This is a genomic window from Promicromonospora thailandica, from assembly GCF_024171955.1.
GTDB classification, from domain to species: Bacteria; Actinomycetota; Actinomycetes; order Actinomycetales; family Cellulomonadaceae; genus Promicromonospora; species Promicromonospora thailandica.
On the sequence record NZ_JAMTCS010000009.1, the window covers coordinates 1 to 16,591 of the forward strand.

Below are 16,591 nucleotides of genomic sequence, written 5' to 3' on the forward strand. Positions count from 1 at the left end.
CATCACGCACCCGTCCGGGTGCTGGTGCCGGTGGTGACGGCCGGTTCCAGGGTGCGCAGGGCGTCCAGGCCGGCCATGGCCGACTCCGGGGTCGGGTCGCTGATGTCCCCGGCGATCCGACCGTCGGCGATCAGCACCACCCGGTCCGCGTACGCGGCAGCCGAGGGGTCATGGGTCACCATGATGATCGTGCGCCCCAGCTCCCGCACCGAGCGGCGCAGGAAAGACAGCACCTCGGCCCCCGAGCGCGAGTCCAGGTTCCCGGTGGGCTCGTCGGCGAAGACCACCTCCGGCTGAGCGATCAACGCCCGCGCGATCGCCACCCGCTGCTGCTGCCCACCGGACAGCTCCCCGGGACGGTGGGTCAACCGGCCCGACAGGCCCAGCGTCTCCACCAGGGTGGCCAGCCAGGCCTGGTCCACCCGCCCGCCGGCCAGCTCCACCGGCAGGGTGATGTTCTGCTCGGCGGTGAACATCGGCAGCAGGTTGAACTGCTGGAACACGAACCCGACCCGGTCACGCCGCAACCGGGTCAACGCCTTGTCGCCCAGCCCGGTGATCTCGGTCTGGCCCAGGAACGCCTGACCCCCGGTAGCCGAGTCCAGACCGGCCAGCAGGTGCATCAGCGTCGACTTGCCCGACCCCGACGGGCCCATGATCGCGGTGAACCGGCCCTGCTCGAAGTCCACGTCCACCCCGTCCAGAGCCCGCACCACCGCCTCACCACGGCCATACGTCTTGGTCAGGTCACGGGCCCGCACGACGGGGGCGGCTCCCGGTGCATTCTCGGTGAAGTCCATGCCCTCGACGCTACGCAGCGCCCCGCCGCCCCGCGTCCGGCCCCGGTCCGATCCTGTGCCCCGCGTGGTCATACCCAGGTCGTACTCGTGCCCCTGACGGGGCCGGACGGCGGGCGGTCAGGGGCGGAGCCGCTCCAGGTCCGCCAGGAGGGCGGGGTGGGTCGGCGTCCAGCCGAGCCCGGCCCGCGTGCGCGCGGACGAGGCGGGCTGGTCGGCCGCGAACACGGGTCCGAGCGCGCCGAACGACTCCGTCGGCAGCGACTCGACGGGCAGCCCGAGCCGGCGTCCGATCACGGCGGCGATGTCACGCACCGCGTCGCCCTCGTCGGCCACGGCGTGCCAGGACGTGCCCGCGGGTGCCTGCTCCAGGGCCAGGCGGAACAGCACGGCGGCGTCGCGCGCGTGGACGGCGGGCCAGCGCTGCGTGCCGTCGCCCGGGTAGCCGGACACGCCGGAGCCGCGCGCGAACCGGGTGAGCATGCCGGCGAACCCGCCGTCGCCCTGGTCGTGCACGGTGCGCGGCAGGCGGACGGCCGAGCTGCGCACCCCGCGGGACGCCAGGTCGAGTGCCGCCAGGACCGTGCGGCCGCGGCCGCCGACCGGTCCGTCGGTCATGGGCGGGTCGTCCTCGGTGGCGAGGCGGCCCGGCAGGGCCGGCGTGCCCGAGACGACGACCAGGGGCCGGTCGCTGCCCACGAGCTGCTCACCGAGGGCGGCGACCGCGGCGCTCTCCTCGGCGACGCACCGCGCGAGGGCCTCGTCGCTGCTGAAGTCGTTGCCGAAGGCGAGGTGGACCACCCCGTCGGTCCGGGCGGCACCGGCCCGCAGGGTGTCGAGGTCGGTGAGGCCGCCGCGCAGCGGCTCGGCTCCGGCCTCCTCGGCGGCCCGCGCGGAGGCCTCGGAGCGGGCGAGCGCGAGGACGGTGTGGCCGCCCGCGAGAAGCTCGGCGACGACGGCGGACCCGATCAGACCGGTACCGCCGGAGACGAAGACATGCATGACTGCTCCAGACAGTGATGGGACTATTGTCTCATCACCGTACCAGAGTGACGGGACAAGAGTCCCATCACGTAGGATGGCGGCATGGCGAGATGGGCACCCGGAGCGCGCGACCGGCTCGTCGTCGCCGCTGTCGACCTGTTCACGGAGCAGGGGTACGACGCGACGACGGTCGCGCAGATCGTCGAGCGGGCGGGTGTCACCAAGAGCACGTTCTTCCGGTACTTCCCGGACAAGCGCGACCTCCTCGTGGCGGGACAGGAGGCGCTGAGCACCCTGCTGACCGAGGGCATCGCCGGGGCGCCGGAAGGGGCGGGTCCGCTGGCGGCGGTCGCCGCGGGGCTCGAGCGGGCCTCCACCGCCTTCGGGCCCTTGAACCGCGAGCTCGCCCCGCGCCTCAAGGCCGCCGTCGCCGCCAGTGCCGAGCTGCAGGAGCGGGACGCGCTCAAGAGCGTCGGCCTCGCCGCCGCCATGACGGACGCGCTGCTGGAGCGCGGCACGCCCGAGGTGACGGCGCACCTCGCGGCCGAGCTCGGCGTGGTCGCGTTCAAGCGCGCCTACGCGCGGTGGTCGGAGGCCGACCGCGAGGAGGGCTTCGCCCCGTACGCGCTGGCGGCCCTGGACGAGCTCAGGAGCGCCGGCGCGACGCTGGACTGACGGGGCGCGCCCGCGCGCGTGGCCGTGGGGGCCTGGTCGGCCTCGGTGCGCCTTCGAGCGCCTCATCCGGGCGGCGGGAGTCGCAACGTCTTTCGGCGGGCGCCGGCCGGGGCGAACGGTGTTCCACTGAGCCACGTCCAGTTCGGCCCAGCCGAACAGTTCAGCAGGGCTGGATCGCGCGACGACCAGCCGTACCTGGTCGCGCTCAGCTGGCCGGCCGCCGAAGACGACGTCTCGATCTCCCGGGCGGATCTCACCCCCTCGCCGGTCTGAGGCGTGCCAACGTAAGGTTAGGCTTACCTGCGTGACCCCCACTGCTCTCCGCGGCGACGACCTGGTGCTCGGCTACCAGCGCGCCACCGTCGTGCACGGCGTCGCCGTGCGTCTCGCGCCGGGCGTCGTCACGGCCCTCGTGGGCCCCAACGGCTCCGGCAAGTCGACGGTGCTGCGCTCGCTCGCCCGGCTGCACCCCGTGCAGGGCGGCAGCGTCAGCCTCGGCGCCACACCCGAGGATGCCGTCGACGTCGCCCCGCTGTCGGCCCGCGAGTTCGCCCGCCGCGTCACGCTGCTCGCGCAGTCCCGCCCGCACCCGGCGGGGCTGGAGGTGCGCGACGTCGTCGCCTTCGGCCGCCACCCGCACCGCCGGCGCTTCGCCCCGCTGACCGAGGCCGACCACGCCGCGATCGACCGCGCGATGGACATCACGGGCGTGGCCGGCATGGCCCGGCGCGCCGTCGACCAGCTCTCCGGCGGCGAGGTGCAGCGCGTCTGGCTGGCCACGTGCCTGGCACAGGAGACCGGCGTCGTGCTGCTCGACGAACCCACCAACCACCTCGACCTGCGCTACCAGGTCGAGACCCTCGACCTCGTGCGCGACCTCGCCGAGGAGCACGGCGCCGCCGTCGGCATCGTGCTGCACGATCTGGACCACGCCGCGTCGGTGGCCGACGCCGTCGTGCTGCTGCACCAGGGCCGCGTACTCGCCTCCGGGGCGCCCGCGCAGGTGCTGACCGGCGAGCACCTCTCGCTGGCGTACGGCCTGCCGATCGACGTCACCACCGACCCCGGGACCGGCCGCGTCCGCGTGCACCCGCGCGGCCGCCACCACGGCCGGACCCGCTAGACCCCCGCCCCGACGCCGCGGCGACCGTCGCGCGGCCGTCGCGCGGCACGGGCGCACGGCGCACCCCGAGAAGACACCCGACAACCAGCACCAGAGATCAGGAGAACCATGTTCCTGCGCACGCCACCGCGCTCGTCCCTGCCCACCGCGCCCCTCGCGGGCCTCGCCCTGCTGCTGCCGCTGACGCTCGCGGCCTGCGGCACGACCGACCCTGGCGAGGCCGCCCCCGCGCCGTCGGAGGCCGCCTCGGGCGACTGCGCCGACGTCACGACGTCGACCGGCCCGGTCACGCTCACCGACTCGTTCGACCGTACGGTCGAGCTCGACCAGCCCGCCGAGCGCGTCGCCGTCCTGGAGTGGCAGCAGACCGAGGACGTGCTCAGCCTGTGCGTGAACCCGGTCGCCGTGGCCGACGTCGCGGGCTACACCACCTGGAACGACGCCGAGAAGCTGCCCGAGGGCGTGACCGACGTCGGCACGCGCGGCGAGCCCAACCTCGACGCCCTGTACGCCGCCGACCCGGACCTCGTCATCATCGAGGCGTACACCCCGGACGACGAGATCATCGCCACGCTCGAGGAGTACGACGTGCCGGTGCTCGCCACCAAGGGCGCCGACGCCGCCGACCCGATCGCGAACATGCTCGACACGTTCGACCTCATCGCGCAGGCGACCGGCCGCACCGAGCGCGCCGAGGCCGTCACCGCCCAGTTCGAGCAGCACCTGGCCGAGGGCAAGGAGGCCATCGCGGCCGCCGCCCCCGAGCAGACCGACTTCGTCTACTTCGACGGCTGGGTGGACGGCGGCAACGTCTCCATCCGGCCGTTCGGGCAGGGCTCGCTCATCGGCGAGGTGGGCGAGGAGCTCGGCCTGACCAACGCCTGGACCGGCGAGGTCGACCCGGCCTACGGCCTGGGCCAGTCCGACATCGAGGGCATGACCGCCGTCGGCGACGCGACCCTGCTGTACACGAGCACGCAGGAGGGCGAGGACGACTGGGTCGCCGAGCTCACCAGGAACGACGTCTGGGCCGGCCTGCCCGCCGTCGCCGAGGACCGGGCCCTGCCGTTCCCCGAGCACGTCTGGACGTTCGGCGGGCCCCGTTCGGCCGAGAAGATCGTCGACGCGTACGTCGACGTCTTCACGCGCTGACCCGGCGTGACGCGATGACCGCCACGCAGTCGCCGTCCACGGCCGCCGCCCTGCCGCAGGCCCCCGCCTCCCGCCCCGCCGTCTGGGCCACGGGCGGCGCGGCCCTGGTGGTGCTCGCGCTGGCCGTGGTCGCGGTCGGGTCCTGGCACCTGACGCAGGGCACGTCCGGCGTCGGCACCGCGGACCTGTTCCGCCTCCTGACCAGTGCGCTCACCGGCCAGGAGACGGGCGACGACGCGGCGGTCCGCGCCGTCCTCGTCGGCTCACGCCTGCCGCGGCTCGCGGCGGGCGTGGCCGTCGGGTTCGCGCTCGGCGTGGCCGGCGCGCTCTTCCAGTCGATCGCCCGCAACGCGCTGGCCTCGCCCGACACCCTGGCCGTGACCGCCGGGTCGTACGTCGCGGTGGTCGCCGTGGCGGCCTTCGGCATCGCCGTGCCGCTGTGGGCCTCCGGCGCCGTCGCGTTCGCGGGCGGCATCGTCGCGGCGGGCCTCGTGCTCGGGCTCGCGGGCGGCGCCGGGTCGTCGTCCACGCGGCTCGTGCTCGCGGGCTCCGCCGTCGCGATGGCGCTGCAGGCCGCCGCGTCGGCCCTGCTCATCCTCTTCCAGGCCGAGACCACCGGTCTGTTCGCCTGGGGCAGCGGCTCCCTGAGCCAGCTCGACCTCACCGCGTTCTGGCGCGCGCTGCCCGTGGTGCTGCTGGCCACGCTCGGGGGGCTCGTCGTCTCGCGGCGCCTCGACGTGCTCGGCCTGGGGGACGACACCGCCGGGGCGCTCGGCGTCCCCGTGCGCTCGACCCGCGCGGTCGGCGTGCTGCTGGCCGTGCTGCTCACCGCGGCCGCCGTCACCCTCGCGGGGCCGCTCGGCTTCGTGGGCCTCGCCGCGCCCGTCGTCGCACGGCTGCTCGCCCGCGTGGTGCCCGCGCTGCACCGGCACGCGATCCTCCTGCCCGCGGCGGGCCTGCTCGGCGCGTTCGTCGTGGTGCTCGCCGACGCCGTCGTGCGCGCCGTGATCGGCGCCGAGGAGGCGCTGTCGGTGCCCACCGGCGTCGCCACCACGCTCGCGGGGGCGCTCGTCATGGTCGTGCTCGCACGGCGCCTGCGCGACGCCGGCCCGTCCCGCCGACCGCCCGCCGCCGTCGCCGGACCCCGCAGCACGCGGCGGTTCGCCGTGGTGCTCGGGGTGTGCGTCGCCCTCGCCGTCGGCGTGACCGTGCTCGGCCTGCTCGCCGGGTCCACCTGGCTGCGCACCGGCGACATCGCGCTCTGGCTGGAGGGCCAGGGCCCCGCCGTGGTGCGGTTCGCGCTCGACGAGCGCGCGCCCCGCGTGCTGGCCGCCCTCGCCGCGGGCGCCGCGCTCGCGCTGGCCGGGACGATGGTGCAGGCCACGGCGCGCAACCCGCTCGCGGAGCCCGGCATCCTCGGCATCACCGGGGGAGCGGGCCTCGGTGCAGTCGCCGTGGTCACCGCCGTCGCGGGCACCGCCTGGGGCAACGGCGTGGCCGCGAGCGACGGCGCCGTGCTGGTCGCGGCCGTCGCCGGCGGCCTGCTGGCGTTCGCCCTCGTCTACCTGCTGGCCTGGCGCGGCGGGCTGCACGCCGACCGGCTCGTGCTCATCGGCATCGGCCTCGGCTACCTGACCACGGCGCTGACCACCTTCCTGCTGCTGCGCTCCGACCCGTGGAACACGCCGCGCATCTACACCTGGCTCTCCGGCACCACCTACGGCCGCAGCCTCGAGCAGGTGCTGCCCGTGGCCGCCGTCCTGGCGCTCGCCGTCCCGCTCGCCCTGGTCGTGCGCCGCGAGCTCGACCTGCTCGCGCTCGACGACGACACGCCGCGCCTCGTCGGGGTCCGCCTCGAACGCAGCCGCCTGCTGGTGCTCGCCGTGGCCGCCGGGCTGGCGGCCACGAGCGTCACCGCCGTCGGCGTCGTGGGGTTCGTCGGACTCGTGGCACCGCACGCGGCACGCGCGCTGGTGGGGGCCCGGCACGCCCGGGTGCTGCCCGTGGCGATGCTGCTCGGTGCCGTGCTGCTCGGCCTGGCCGATACGCTCGGACGCACCGTGATCGCGCCGGCCCAGCTTCCCGCCGGGCTCGTCGTCGCGCTGCTCGGGGCGCCGTACTTCGTGTGGCTGCTCGCGCGCTCGCGGGCGTGACGCGCCCGGCCGACCCGGCCGGGCACCCTGGGGAGAGGACCACATGAGCTTCAGCGAGACCGCACGCGCCGCCTTCCGGCGCGGCGACGACGACGCCGTCGCCCGGCTGGCGCACGACGAGGCCGAGCGTGCGCGCGCGGCCGGGGACCGGCCCGCCCTGGTCGAGGCGCTCTACATGTCGTCCCGCCTCGCGATCCGGGGCGGCGACCTGGACGGCGCGGCGCGCATCGCGTCGGACGCGCTGGCGGTCGCGGTCGAGACCGGCGACCGCTCCCTGGAGGAACGCCCGCGGCACGTGCTGGCGGGCGTGACGCGCATGGCGGGCGACCTGGCCCGTGCCCGCGTGCTCTACCAGGACAGCATCGACCTGAACACCGAGCTCGGCAACGACGACACCGTCACGTCCGAGCTGCACAACCTCGCGTTCACCGAGCTCGGCCTGGGGGAGAGCGACGCCGCGCGCGGCAGGTTCGCGACGAGCCGCGCGCGGATCGTCGCGGCGGGGTACCGCGACTTCGTCCCGTACGCGTTCGTCGGCGCCGCCGCCATGGCCGTGGCCGACGGCGACCACCCCCGCGCCGCGCGCCTGGCCGGCCTGGCCCGGCGCGCGTTCGCCGACCTGGGCCAGGTGCCCGACCCGGACGACGCCGCGGAGCTGGCCGCCGTGGACGCCGCCGTGCTGGCCGCCCTGGGTGCCGAGGCCGTGGACGCCGGACGTCGGCAGGGCGCCGGCCTCGACCCGTGGACCGTGCTCGCGGACGCCGCGGAGCGCGGAGCCGAGCCGGGGGTCTGAGCCGTCAGGAGAACAGACGGCGGAACACGTTGGTGTCGGCCAGGTCCACGAGCTCGTCGCCGCGGCCCGACATGATCGTGCGGATCGCGTACAGCGTGAACCCCTTGACCTGCTGCGCCGAGATCGCGGGCGGGATCGAGAGCTCCTGGCGGGCGGTGACGACGTCGACCAGGGCCGGCCCGTCATGCTCGAACGCGCGCCGCAGCGCGCCCTCCAGGTGGTCCGGCTGCTCGACGCGCTGGCCGTGGATGCCGACGGCCCGGGCGACCTCGGAGAAGTCGGGGTTGTCGAGGTCGGTGCCGTAGTTCACGAACCCGGCCGCCTTCATCTCCACCTCGACGAAGTTCAGCGAGGAGTTGTTGAACACCACGATCTTGACGGGCAGCCGGTTCTGGCGCAGGGTCAGCAGCTCGCCGAGCAGCATGGCCAGCCCGCCGTCCCCCGCGAGGGCCACCACCTGGCGCCCCGGGAACGCGGACTGCGCGCCCACGGCCTGCGGCAGCGCGTTGGCCATGGTGCCGTGGGTGAACGAGCCGATCAGCCGGCGCCGGCCGTTCATCGTCAGGTAGCGGGCCGCCCAGACGACGGGGGAGCCGACGTCGGGCAGGAACACCGCGTCGTCGTCCGCCAGCTCGCTGACCAGCCGTGCGACGTACTGCGGGTGGATGGGTTCGCGGTTGCGGTCGTTGTCGGCGAGGTCGTCGAGGTCCTTGCGCGCCCTCGCGTAGTGCTTCAGCGAGGAGTCCAGGTGGCGGTGGTCGCGGTGGTCCTGCAGGAGGGGCAGCAGGGCGTCGATGGTGTCGCCGACGTCGCCCACCAGCCCCAGGTCCACCGGCGTGCGGCGGCCGAGGTGCTCACCCCGGAGGTCGACCTGCACGATCTTCGCCCTCGACGGGTAGAACTGCTGGTACGGGAAGTCCGTGCCGAGCATCAGCAGCACGTCGCAGGCCTCCATCGCGCGGTAGCCCGACGAGAAGCCGAGCAGGCCGGTCATGCCCACGTCGTACGGGTTGTCGTACTCCAGGAACTCCTTGCCGCGCAGCGCGTGCACCACCGGGGCCTTGAGCCGGCCCGCGAGCTGGACCACCCGGTCGTGGGCGCCCTGGGTCCCGGCGCCGCCGAGGATCGTGATCTTCCGCGCCGCGTTCAGGATGTCGGCGGCCTTGCGCAGCTCGTCGCCGTCGGGCCGCACCACGCTGCGCGCGGCGCGGATCGGGGCGGACCGCCGGCGGTCGGCGCCCTCGGTCAGGAAGATCTCACCGGAGATGACGACGACGGCGACCCCGCGTCGCTCGACCGCCGTCCGCATGGCGATCTCCAGCACGCGGGGGAGCTGCTCCGGCACGCTGACCAGCTCGGTGTAGACGCTGCACTCCCGGAACAGCTCCTGGGGGTGGGTCTCCTGGAAGTAGCCGCTGCCCACCTCGACCGCCGGGATGTGTGCCGCGATCGCGAGCACGGGCACGCGGCTGCGCTGGGCGTCGTAGAGACCGTTGACGAGGTGCAGGTTGCCGGGCCCGCAGCTCCCGGCACAGACGGTGAGCTCACCCGTGAGCGCGGCCTCGGCACCCGCGGCGAACGCGGCCGCCTCCTCGTGGCGCACGTGCTGCCAGGTGAGCCGCTCGCTGACGCGCACGGCGTCCGTGAACCCGTTCAGCGAGTCGCCGGGCAGGCCGTAGACCCGCTCCACCCCGGCGTCCTCGATGATCTCGACGATGGTCTCGGCGACGTTCATGTGTCCCCCGGTCGGAGTCGGTCCCACCACGGCCCGCTGCCCCCCGAACCTAAGCCCGCCCCACTCCCGTCGCACGTCGGTGGGCCCCCAGGCACTCGGCGTCTGGGGTGGTGCAGGGGCGGGGTCGTGTCAGGTAGGAGGGCTACCGTGGGGGCATGGCCTCAGCGGTGTCCGGTGACGTCCTGTCCTGGCTGCTCGACAGCGACCCCGCCCTGCGCTGGCAGGTGGAGCGGGACCTGGCGGGTGCGCCCGACGCCGTCTGGCAGGCCACGCGGGCGCGTGTCGCCACGGAGGGCTTCGGGGCGCGCCTGCTCGCGCTCCAGGACGACGCCGGCACGTGGGCGGGCGGCGCCTTCTTCCCCGCGGGCTTCGACTTCGACGGACCCGAGGCCCAGCCTGGCGCCGGTCAGCCGTGGACGGCGACCACGTGGTCGCTCAACGCGCTGCGCGAGTGGGGCCTGGACGCCGCGGTGCTGCGGGAGCGGGACACCGCCGCACGGATCGCGGCGAGCACCCGCTGGGAGTACGACGACCTGCCCTACTGGGGCGGCGAGGTGGACGCCTGCATCAACGGGTCCACCCTGGCCAACGGCGTGTGGCTCGGGGCCGACGTCGAGGGGATCGCGGACTGGTTCGTCACCCACCAGATGCCCGAGGGCGGCTGGAACTGCGAGTGGGTGGAGGGCTCGACCCGTGCCTCCGCCCGCTCGACGCTCAACGCGCTCAAGGGCCTGCTGGTGCACGAGGACGCCACCGGCGGCACCGACGCCACGCGGGAGGCGCAGCGGCGCGCCGAGGAGTACCTGCTGGAGCGCCACCTGATCCGGCGGCTGACGACCGGCGAGCCGCTCGGCGCCTGGGTGTTGCGCCTCGCCTACCCGTTCCGCTCGTTCTACGACGTGCTCAGCGCCACCGACTACTTCCGTGCCGCCTCGGTGCTGCGCGGTACGCCGCCCGACCCGCGCATCGAGGAGGCCGTCGAGGCGGTGCGCGCCCAGCGGCAGCCGGACGGCACCTGGCTGCAGGGCCGACGCCACCCGGGGCGGGTCTGGTTCGAGGTGGACGTCGACGCCGGGCAGCCCTCCCCGTGGCTCACCTTCCACGCCGCGCGCGTCCTGGCCTGGTGGGACGCCCAGGACCGGGACGGCTGACCGTGCACCGGGGGCGACGTCAGCCCCGAGGCGCCAGCTCCTGGTTGCCGACCACCTCCAGCAGCCGCAGCCGCTCGGCGGTCTCGCTGCCCTCCGGCACACTGAACGCCATGATCCGCAGGTCCGCGCCGAGGGCAGCGAGGATGTCGCAGTCGAGGGTCAGCTCGCCGACGGCCGCGTGCCGCACCGTCTTGGTCAGGGGTTCGTGCGTACCGACCACGCCGGAGTCCCACAGCGCCACGAAGTCGGTGCTCCGGTCGCGCAGCGCGGCGACCAGGGCCGCCAGCCCGGCGTCGGTCGGGTAGCGGGCCGACGCCGCCCGCAGGTCGGACACGAACGCCGCGCGGTGACCCGTCTCGCGCCCGACGGCCTGCGGGTACCCGGCGGGTGGCTCCACGAAGGACCACCACACCGCGTTCCTCGCGAGACCGCGGGACGTGGGCGGGTCGCCGAACAGCGCCGCCCACAGCGGGTTCCAGGTGATGAGGTTCCACGCCGCGTCGTACACGCTCAGCGGCGTGCCGGTCAGCCGGTCCAGCAGGCGCTGGACCCCGGCGGGCACGTGGTCGGAGACCTGCCCGGCGCCGGGCACGGCCTGCCCGGCGAGCACAAAGAGGTGGTCCCGCTCCGCCGTCGTCAGCCGCAGCGCCCGCGCCAGCGCGGACAGCACCTGCGGGGACGGGTTGGTCGCCCGGCCCTGCTCGAGCCGCACCACGTAGTCGACGGACAGGCCCGCGAGCTGGGCGAGCTCCTCCCGCCGCAGGCCCGGCGCCCGCCGGGGCCCGTCGCCCGGCAGCCCCACCTCCGCCGGCCGTGTGCGATCCCGCCACGCGTGCAGGGCCCTGCCGAGATCCGTGGTTCCGGTCATCTGCCCAGTATCGGCGTCCGCCCCCGTCCCAGCCTGGTACTGCCGGTCCGCCTGCTGCGGCGGGCACTGGCTGCCCCCGGAGGACGCGCGGAAGGTGGAGGCACCGGCCGGCGGGACCGCCCCGTCGTCGGGCACCGAAGGAGCACGCTCTCATGAAGTACCGCAAGCTCGGACGGACCGGGATCGAGGTCAGCCCCTACGCGCTCGGCACCCTGATGTTCGCCAGCCAGATGGGCAACGATCCGGACGAGTCGGTCCGGATCATCCACAGAGCGATCGACGCCGGGATCAACCTCATCGACACCGCCGACCGCTACGCCGACTCCGAGGACATCGTCGGCAGGGCACTCAAGGGCCGCCGCGACGAGGTCGTCCTGGCCACCAAGGTCGGCCTGCCCATGGGCGAGGGGCCCAACCGGCAGGGCGGCTCCCGCCACTGGATCACCACCGCCGTCGAGAGCTCCCTGCGCCGGCTCGGCACCGACCACATCGACATCTACCAGCTCCAGCGCCCCGACCCGGACACCGACCTGGAGGAGACGCTCTCCGTCCTGACCGACCTCGTCCGGGCCGGCAAGGTCCGTGCGATCGGCTCCTCGACGACACCCGCCGAGACGATCGTCCGGGCCCAGTGGGTCGCCGAGCGTGCCGGGCTGCAGCGGTTCCGCACCGAGCAGCCGCCGTACTCGATCCTGAACCGCGGCATCGAACGGGACGTGCTGCCGACCGCCCAGGAGTACGGCATGGGCGTCCTCGTGTGGGGCCCGTTCGGCCAGGGGCTGCTCACCGGGCGCGTCCGCAAGGGCGGGAGCAACGACCTCAAGCGCGCCCAGTTCTCGCGCCACCTCTCCGACGAGCGGCGGATCGACGTCGTCGAACAGCTCGTCCCGCTCGCCGCGGAGGCCGGCCTGCCCATGACCCACCTGGCCATGGCGTTCGCCGTCGCCCACCCTGGCGTCACCGCGGCGCTGCTCGGCCCGCGCACCATGGAGCACCTCGACGACCTGCTCGCCGGGGCGGACGTCGAGCTGCCCGACGACGTGCTCGACCGCATCGACGAGATCGTCCCGCCGGGCACCGACGTGACCCGGCTGGACCAGGAGTACAAGCCCCCGGCACTGATCGACGCGACGCTGCGCCGTCGTCCCGCCGGGGACCGGTCGGCGGCCTGAACGGGCCGTCCTAGGCCAGGTGCGTGGCGGTGTCCACGAGGCCCTCCAGCGCGGCGGGCCGCACCCCGGCGGGCCACGCGAGCAGGGTCGTGACCTCCGGGGCGTCGACCACGGGGACCGCCACGTGCTCGGGCCACTGCCACGCACGGCTGGAGCCCGGGATGACCAGGAGCGTGCGCCCGAGCGCCACGAGCTGCGCGAGCTGGGACTGGGTGCGAACCTCGGGACCGGGGCCGGGCGGATAGGTGCCGTCGTGCCGGGGCCAGCGGGCGATCGGCAGGTCCGGCACGTCGCTCACCTCCGCGAGGGTCAGGCGGGTGCGCCGGGCGAGGGGATGGGCCCCGGGCACGATCGCGACCTGGCCCTCGGTCTGCAGGGTGGCCGTCTCCAGGCCGGTCAGCACGTCGTACGGGGAGTGGACGAGCGCCACGTCCGCGCTGCCGTCGCGCAGCAGGCCGCGCTGCCCGCCGACCTCGCACAGCAGCACGTCGACGTCCACGGCGTCCGGCCGCTGGGCGTACGCGTCGAGCAGCCGTTTGAGCAGCTCGTGGGACGCGCCCGCCTTCGTGGTGAGCACGAGGCCCGGCGTCGGGGCGGCGGCCCGGCGCGTGCGGCGCACGACGGCGTCCACGGCGTCCAGCGCGAGCCGCGCCTCCGCGAGCATCGTGGCCCCCGCCGGGGTGAGGGCGACGCCCCGGCGGTCGCGCTCCAGGAGCGTGACGCCGAGCCGGCGCTCCAGCTGCTGGATCGCGCGGGACAGGGGTGGCTGCGCGATGGCGAGGCGTTCCGCGGCCCGGCCGAAGTGCAGCTCCTCGGCCACGGCGACGAAGTAGCGCAGCTCGCGGGTCTCCAGTCCGTCCACCCCCGCAGCGTACGTCCGGAGGCCCCTTGATACCGGTGCGGTATCAGGCCTGACCCGACCGGTCTTGGACGCGGGCGCCCGGGCGGACGGACGATCGGACCGGGCGCGGACGACGGCACGACCGGTCGTCCCCGCCCGCTCCGTACCTGACGAGAGGAACACCCGTGAGCACCTCAGCTCCCACCCTGGCCGGCGGCACCTGGACGTTCGGCGACCTGACCGTGACCCGGCTCGGCTACGGCGCCATGCAGCTCGCCGGCCCCGGGGTGCTGGGCCCGCCCGCCGACCGGGACGGCGCGCTGGCCGTCCTCCGCGAGGCGGCCGACCTCGGCATCACCCACATCGACACCGCGGGCGCCTACGGGCCGCGCACGGTCAACGAGCTGGTCCGCGAGGCGCTGCACCCGTACGCCGGGCTCCTCGTCGCGACCAAGGTCGGTGCACGACGCGACGAGCAGGGCGGCTGGCCCGTGGCCCGCCGGCCCGACGAGCTGCGCCGCCAGGTCGAGGACGACCTCGAGATGCTCGGCCTCGACACCCTCGGCCTGGTGCACCTGCGGCTCGGCGACGCGCAGGGCCGTGTGCCCGGGTCCGTCGCCGAGGCGTTCGAGACGCTCGCCGACCTGCGCGAGCAGGGCGTGATCCGGCACCTCGGCGTCAGCAACGCGACGGCCGGGCAGGTCGAGGAGGCGCAGCGGATCGCGCCCGTGGCGAGCGTGCAGAACCTGTACAACCTGGCCCACCGCGACGACGACGAGCTGATCGACCGCCTCGCGGAGCAGGGCGTCGCCTACGTGCCGTGGTTCCCGCTGGGCGGGTTCACCCCGCTGCAGTCCGACGCGCTCTCGGCCGTCGCCACGCGGCTGAGCGCCACGCCGTTCTCCGTGGCGCTCGCCTGGCTGCTGCAGCGCTCGCCCAACATCCTGCCGATCCCGGGGACGTCGTCGGTGGCGCACCTGCGCGAGAACGTGGCGGGCGCGGGGCTCGTGCTCGGGCCGGACGACGTCGCCGAGCTGGACCGGATCGGCGGCTAGGTCGTACCCGCCTCCGTCAGCCGGTAGAAGCGGAAGAAGGCAAAGTCCTCGATCGGCAGCACCTCGAGCTCGCTGAACCCGGCGGCCGCGCCGTACTCCCGCAGCAGGGACGGCCGCAGCACCGTGCCCGTCGCCGCGCTCGGCCGGGTGGAGCGGCCGTCGGGCAGGCAGACGAACAGGCTGTAGCCGTACATCAGCCGCTCGACGTCGTCGCCGTCGGGCGCGAACGTCTCCGCCACCGCCTCGTCCATCACGACGAGCGGGGCGCCCGGCGCCAGCGCCCGGCGGACGGCGGCGAGCACCTCGACCGGTCGCGGCATGTCGTGCACGCACTCGAAGGCGAAGGCCGCGTCGTACGGGCCCTCCGCGAGCGCGGCCGCGTCGCCGTGGGAGAAGGTGACCCGGTCGGCGACACCGGCGGCCCGGGCGTTCCCGGTGGCCATCGCCACCGACGGCGCGTCGACGTCGATGCCGTGGACGGTCGCGCCGGGGTACGCGCGGCCGAGCGCGATGCTCGACCAGCCGCCGCCGGAGCCGACGTCGAGGAGCCGGGCACCGGCCCGTGCGAGCCGGTCGTGGAGGTCGGCGACACCGGCGAGCGCGTCGGCCAGCCGGTGCTCGAACCACGGCCGGTTCGCGTCGGACTGCCCCTCGCGGGCGTCGTCGCCGAGGTCGTCCCAGCTCACGCCACCGCCGGTGCGGTAGGCGTCGAGCAGGCGGGGCAGGGCGGCGCCGACCGCGCCGAACATCCGGGCGACCGGCGCGAGCAGGTTGAGGCTGTGCGGGTCGGTCAGCACCTCGGCGGTGCCCGGCGGGATGCTGAAGACCCGCGCGTCGGGGCCGCCGTCCGTGTCGAGCGCTGTGTCGAGCGCTGTGTCGAGCCGCAGGAGGCCGGTGACGGCCTGCTGCTCCAGCCACTCGCGAGCGTAGCGGGCGTCGGTGCCGGTCCGCTCGGCGAGCTGCGGCGCCGTGGCGGGGCCGTCGTCGGCCAGCGAGCGGTACCAGCCGAGGCGGTCGCCCAGGAACACCGACAGCAGGTCGACGGCGCCGAGGGTGGCGCCGAGGAGGCGTTCGGCCACGGCGTCGGCGGAGGGTGCCTCCGTCGGACTGTCGTCCGTCATGCTCGTGCCGGTCGGCGCCGCGGCGCCGTACGCGCTGGGGTCCATCCCCCTACGTTCCGCCTGCCTGGCCGGGGGCACCACCCTCGAGGCGGGGGAACTTTTCGGATCAGGAACCGGAGAGGAGCGGCCGTCAGCGCGACCGCCCGCGGCACGAGATGGATGAGGATCACCCGGTCCGCGGTACGCAGCGCGCGCCGTTCCTTCGGGGTCGAACCGCCGGTGGCCGGACGGCGTGCGCTGCGACGTGAGCAGACCCTGCTCCTCGTAGTACCGGACGGGCTGTTCCCGGCGCGGTCCGCCTCCTGACGCGGCGGGGTCGAGGCCCTGGACCGGCACGTACCTCACCCGGGGCGCGCGCCGGTCTGCCGGGTTTCTACCTCCTGACCGCACTACCCTGCCGTCATGAGCCTCGTCCGCGATGGGATGCCGTGGCACCCGGACCTCCGGCGCGACCTCGTGCCAGGGGCCTCGGCGCGGTTCTGGGGCCAGGTCCACCGGGCCGCGATCACCGCGATGGCGCTGCTTACGTTCGCGGCGCTCCTCAGCGTCGTGCCTGCGCTCGGGTCGCCCACGTACATCGCCGTCGTGCTCCCGGCATGGGCCGTGTCCGCGGTGCTGGTCGGAACACGGTTCGGGGGACCCCTCACCATGATCGAGGCGCACCGGCTGCGAGCCGAGGCCACCGCCGGCTACACCACCAAGGTCGGCATCGAGCGCGCCGACGAGGCCCTCGTGGAGCTCGACGTCGTGGACCCGCGGTCCGGCCGGGTGCTGCGGCTCGCCGGTGAGCGCATGCCGCGCGCGTTCTTCAACGACAGGGCGGCGTTCATGCGCGACCGCCTCCGCCGCGTGCGCGCGGCCGCGGAGACCGGCGCGGCGTAGCGGCGTCCCCCCAGCGCGCGGCCCGGGTGGCCGCGTGGTCCTGGCGCGCCCGCAGGGCTGAGCCGACCCTTGACGCCCGTTGGCGCGCG

Annotated in this window: 15 protein-coding genes; 9 read left to right on the top strand and 6 right to left on the bottom strand. The window is 75.1% G+C overall.

Going from position 1 to position 16,591, the window contains the following annotated elements; translation table 11 throughout:
- Positions 1-2: 2 nt before the first annotated feature.
- Positions 3-800, bottom strand: a complete 798-nt coding sequence (locus APR03_RS14950; RefSeq protein WP_253836870.1) for an ABC transporter ATP-binding protein — start codon at positions 798-800, stop codon at positions 3-5.
- A 117-nt stretch (positions 801-917) separates the two neighbouring features.
- The gene (locus tag APR03_RS14955) at positions 918-1,799 is read right to left on the bottom strand and encodes an SDR family oxidoreductase (RefSeq protein WP_253836871.1); all 882 of its coding nucleotides are present in this window, start codon (positions 1,797-1,799) and stop codon (positions 918-920) included.
- Positions 1,800-1,883: 84 nt separating this feature from the next.
- Here APR03_RS14955 and APR03_RS14960 point away from each other — a divergent pair, with 84 nt between their 5' ends.
- From APR03_RS14960 to APR03_RS14980, 5 genes are all read left to right on the top strand, one after another.
- Entirely contained in the window at positions 1,884-2,456 is a 573-nt protein-coding gene (locus APR03_RS14960) for a TetR/AcrR family transcriptional regulator (RefSeq protein WP_253836872.1), read from the top strand.
- A 304-nt stretch (positions 2,457-2,760) separates the two neighbouring features.
- Positions 2,761-3,579: an ABC transporter ATP-binding protein gene (locus APR03_RS14965; RefSeq protein WP_253836873.1), complete on the top strand. Its 819-nt coding sequence runs from the start codon at positions 2,761-2,763 to the stop codon at positions 3,577-3,579.
- Between the two features lie 108 nt (positions 3,580-3,687).
- Positions 3,688-4,731, top strand: coding sequence for an iron-siderophore ABC transporter substrate-binding protein (locus tag APR03_RS14970; RefSeq protein WP_253836874.1), 1,044 nt, complete (start codon positions 3,688-3,690; stop codon positions 4,729-4,731).
- Between the two features lie 14 nt (positions 4,732-4,745).
- A complete protein-coding gene (locus APR03_RS14975) occupies positions 4,746-6,884 on the top strand; it encodes an iron ABC transporter permease (RefSeq protein WP_253836875.1) in 2,139 nt (712 codons plus the stop codon).
- Between the two features lie 43 nt (positions 6,885-6,927).
- Positions 6,928-7,677, top strand: a complete 750-nt coding sequence (locus APR03_RS14980; RefSeq protein WP_253836876.1) for a tetratricopeptide repeat protein — start codon at positions 6,928-6,930, stop codon at positions 7,675-7,677.
- 4 nt (positions 7,678-7,681) lie between these two features.
- On the opposite strand, the gene poxB is transcribed toward APR03_RS14980, so the two are convergent.
- Entirely contained in the window at positions 7,682-9,412 is a 1,731-nt protein-coding gene (poxB, locus tag APR03_RS14985; RefSeq protein WP_253836878.1) for a ubiquinone-dependent pyruvate dehydrogenase, read from the bottom strand.
- Positions 9,413-9,567: 155 nt separating this feature from the next.
- On the opposite strand from poxB, the gene APR03_RS14990 reads away from it, so the two are divergent.
- Entirely contained in the window at positions 9,568-10,563 is a 996-nt protein-coding gene (locus APR03_RS14990) for a squalene cyclase (protein ID WP_253836879.1), read from the top strand.
- Between the two features lie 19 nt (positions 10,564-10,582).
- Here the strand turns inward: APR03_RS14990 and APR03_RS14995 are convergent, their stop codons facing one another.
- Complete coding sequence (locus tag APR03_RS14995; RefSeq protein WP_253836880.1) at positions 10,583-11,431, bottom strand: helix-turn-helix domain-containing protein; 849 nt, start codon at positions 11,429-11,431, stop codon at positions 10,583-10,585.
- A gap of 152 nt (positions 11,432-11,583) precedes the next feature.
- Between APR03_RS14995 and APR03_RS15000 the strand changes: the two genes are divergently transcribed.
- The gene (locus APR03_RS15000; protein WP_253836881.1) at positions 11,584-12,603 is read left to right on the top strand and encodes an aldo/keto reductase; all 1,020 of its coding nucleotides are present in this window, start codon (positions 11,584-11,586) and stop codon (positions 12,601-12,603) included.
- A 10-nt stretch (positions 12,604-12,613) separates the two neighbouring features.
- On the opposite strand, the gene APR03_RS15005 is transcribed toward APR03_RS15000, so the two are convergent.
- Positions 12,614-13,465, bottom strand: a complete 852-nt coding sequence (locus APR03_RS15005; protein WP_253836882.1) for a LysR family transcriptional regulator — start codon at positions 13,463-13,465, stop codon at positions 12,614-12,616.
- A gap of 164 nt (positions 13,466-13,629) precedes the next feature.
- Between APR03_RS15005 and APR03_RS15010 the strand changes: the two genes are divergently transcribed.
- Positions 13,630-14,499, top strand: a complete 870-nt coding sequence (locus APR03_RS15010) for an oxidoreductase (RefSeq protein ID WP_253836883.1) — start codon at positions 13,630-13,632, stop codon at positions 14,497-14,499.
- On the opposite strand, the gene APR03_RS15015 is transcribed toward APR03_RS15010, so the two are convergent.
- Positions 14,496-15,665 carry a class I SAM-dependent methyltransferase gene (locus APR03_RS15015; RefSeq protein ID WP_253837226.1) on the bottom strand — a complete coding sequence of 390 codons (1,170 nt, stop codon included), beginning with the start codon at positions 15,663-15,665 and terminating at the stop codon, positions 14,496-14,498. The genes APR03_RS15010 and APR03_RS15015 overlap by 4 nt on opposite strands.
- 357 nt (positions 15,666-16,022) lie before the next feature.
- Between APR03_RS15015 and APR03_RS15025 the strand changes: the two genes are divergently transcribed.
- Positions 16,023-16,502, top strand: coding sequence for a hypothetical protein (locus APR03_RS15025; RefSeq protein ID WP_253836884.1), 480 nt, complete (start codon positions 16,023-16,025; stop codon positions 16,500-16,502).
- Positions 16,503-16,591: the final 89 nt, after the last annotated feature.

What these genes read in the sequence shown, in the direction of transcription:
- APR03_RS14955 (WP_253836871.1), bottom strand. Translation starts at nt 1,799, where the DNA reads ATGCATGTCTTCGTCTCCGGCGGTACCGGTCTGATCGGGTCCGCCGTC.
- APR03_RS15000 (WP_253836881.1), top strand. Translation starts at nt 11,584, where the DNA reads ATGAAGTACCGCAAGCTCGGACGGACCGGGATCGAGGTCAGCCCCTAC.
- APR03_RS15015 (WP_253837226.1), bottom strand. Translation starts at nt 15,665, where the DNA reads ATGGACCCCAGCGCGTACGGCGCCGCGGCGCCGACCGGCACGAGCATG.
- poxB (WP_253836878.1), bottom strand. Translation starts at nt 9,412, where the DNA reads ATGAACGTCGCCGAGACCATCGTCGAGATCATCGAGGACGCCGGGGTG.
- APR03_RS14995 (WP_253836880.1), bottom strand. Translation starts at nt 11,431, where the DNA reads ATGACCGGAACCACGGATCTCGGCAGGGCCCTGCACGCGTGGCGGGAT.
- APR03_RS14960 (WP_253836872.1), top strand. Translation starts at nt 1,884, where the DNA reads ATGGCGAGATGGGCACCCGGAGCGCGCGACCGGCTCGTCGTCGCCGCT.
- APR03_RS14990 (WP_253836879.1), top strand. Translation starts at nt 9,568, where the DNA reads ATGGCCTCAGCGGTGTCCGGTGACGTCCTGTCCTGGCTGCTCGACAGC.
- APR03_RS14970 (WP_253836874.1), top strand. Translation starts at nt 3,688, where the DNA reads ATGTTCCTGCGCACGCCACCGCGCTCGTCCCTGCCCACCGCGCCCCTC.
- APR03_RS14975 (WP_253836875.1), top strand. Translation starts at nt 4,746, where the DNA reads ATGACCGCCACGCAGTCGCCGTCCACGGCCGCCGCCCTGCCGCAGGCC.
- APR03_RS14980 (WP_253836876.1), top strand. Translation starts at nt 6,928, where the DNA reads ATGAGCTTCAGCGAGACCGCACGCGCCGCCTTCCGGCGCGGCGACGAC.
- APR03_RS15025 (WP_253836884.1), top strand. Translation starts at nt 16,023, where the DNA reads ATGAGCCTCGTCCGCGATGGGATGCCGTGGCACCCGGACCTCCGGCGC.
- APR03_RS14950 (WP_253836870.1), bottom strand. Translation starts at nt 800, where the DNA reads ATGGACTTCACCGAGAATGCACCGGGAGCCGCCCCCGTCGTGCGGGCC.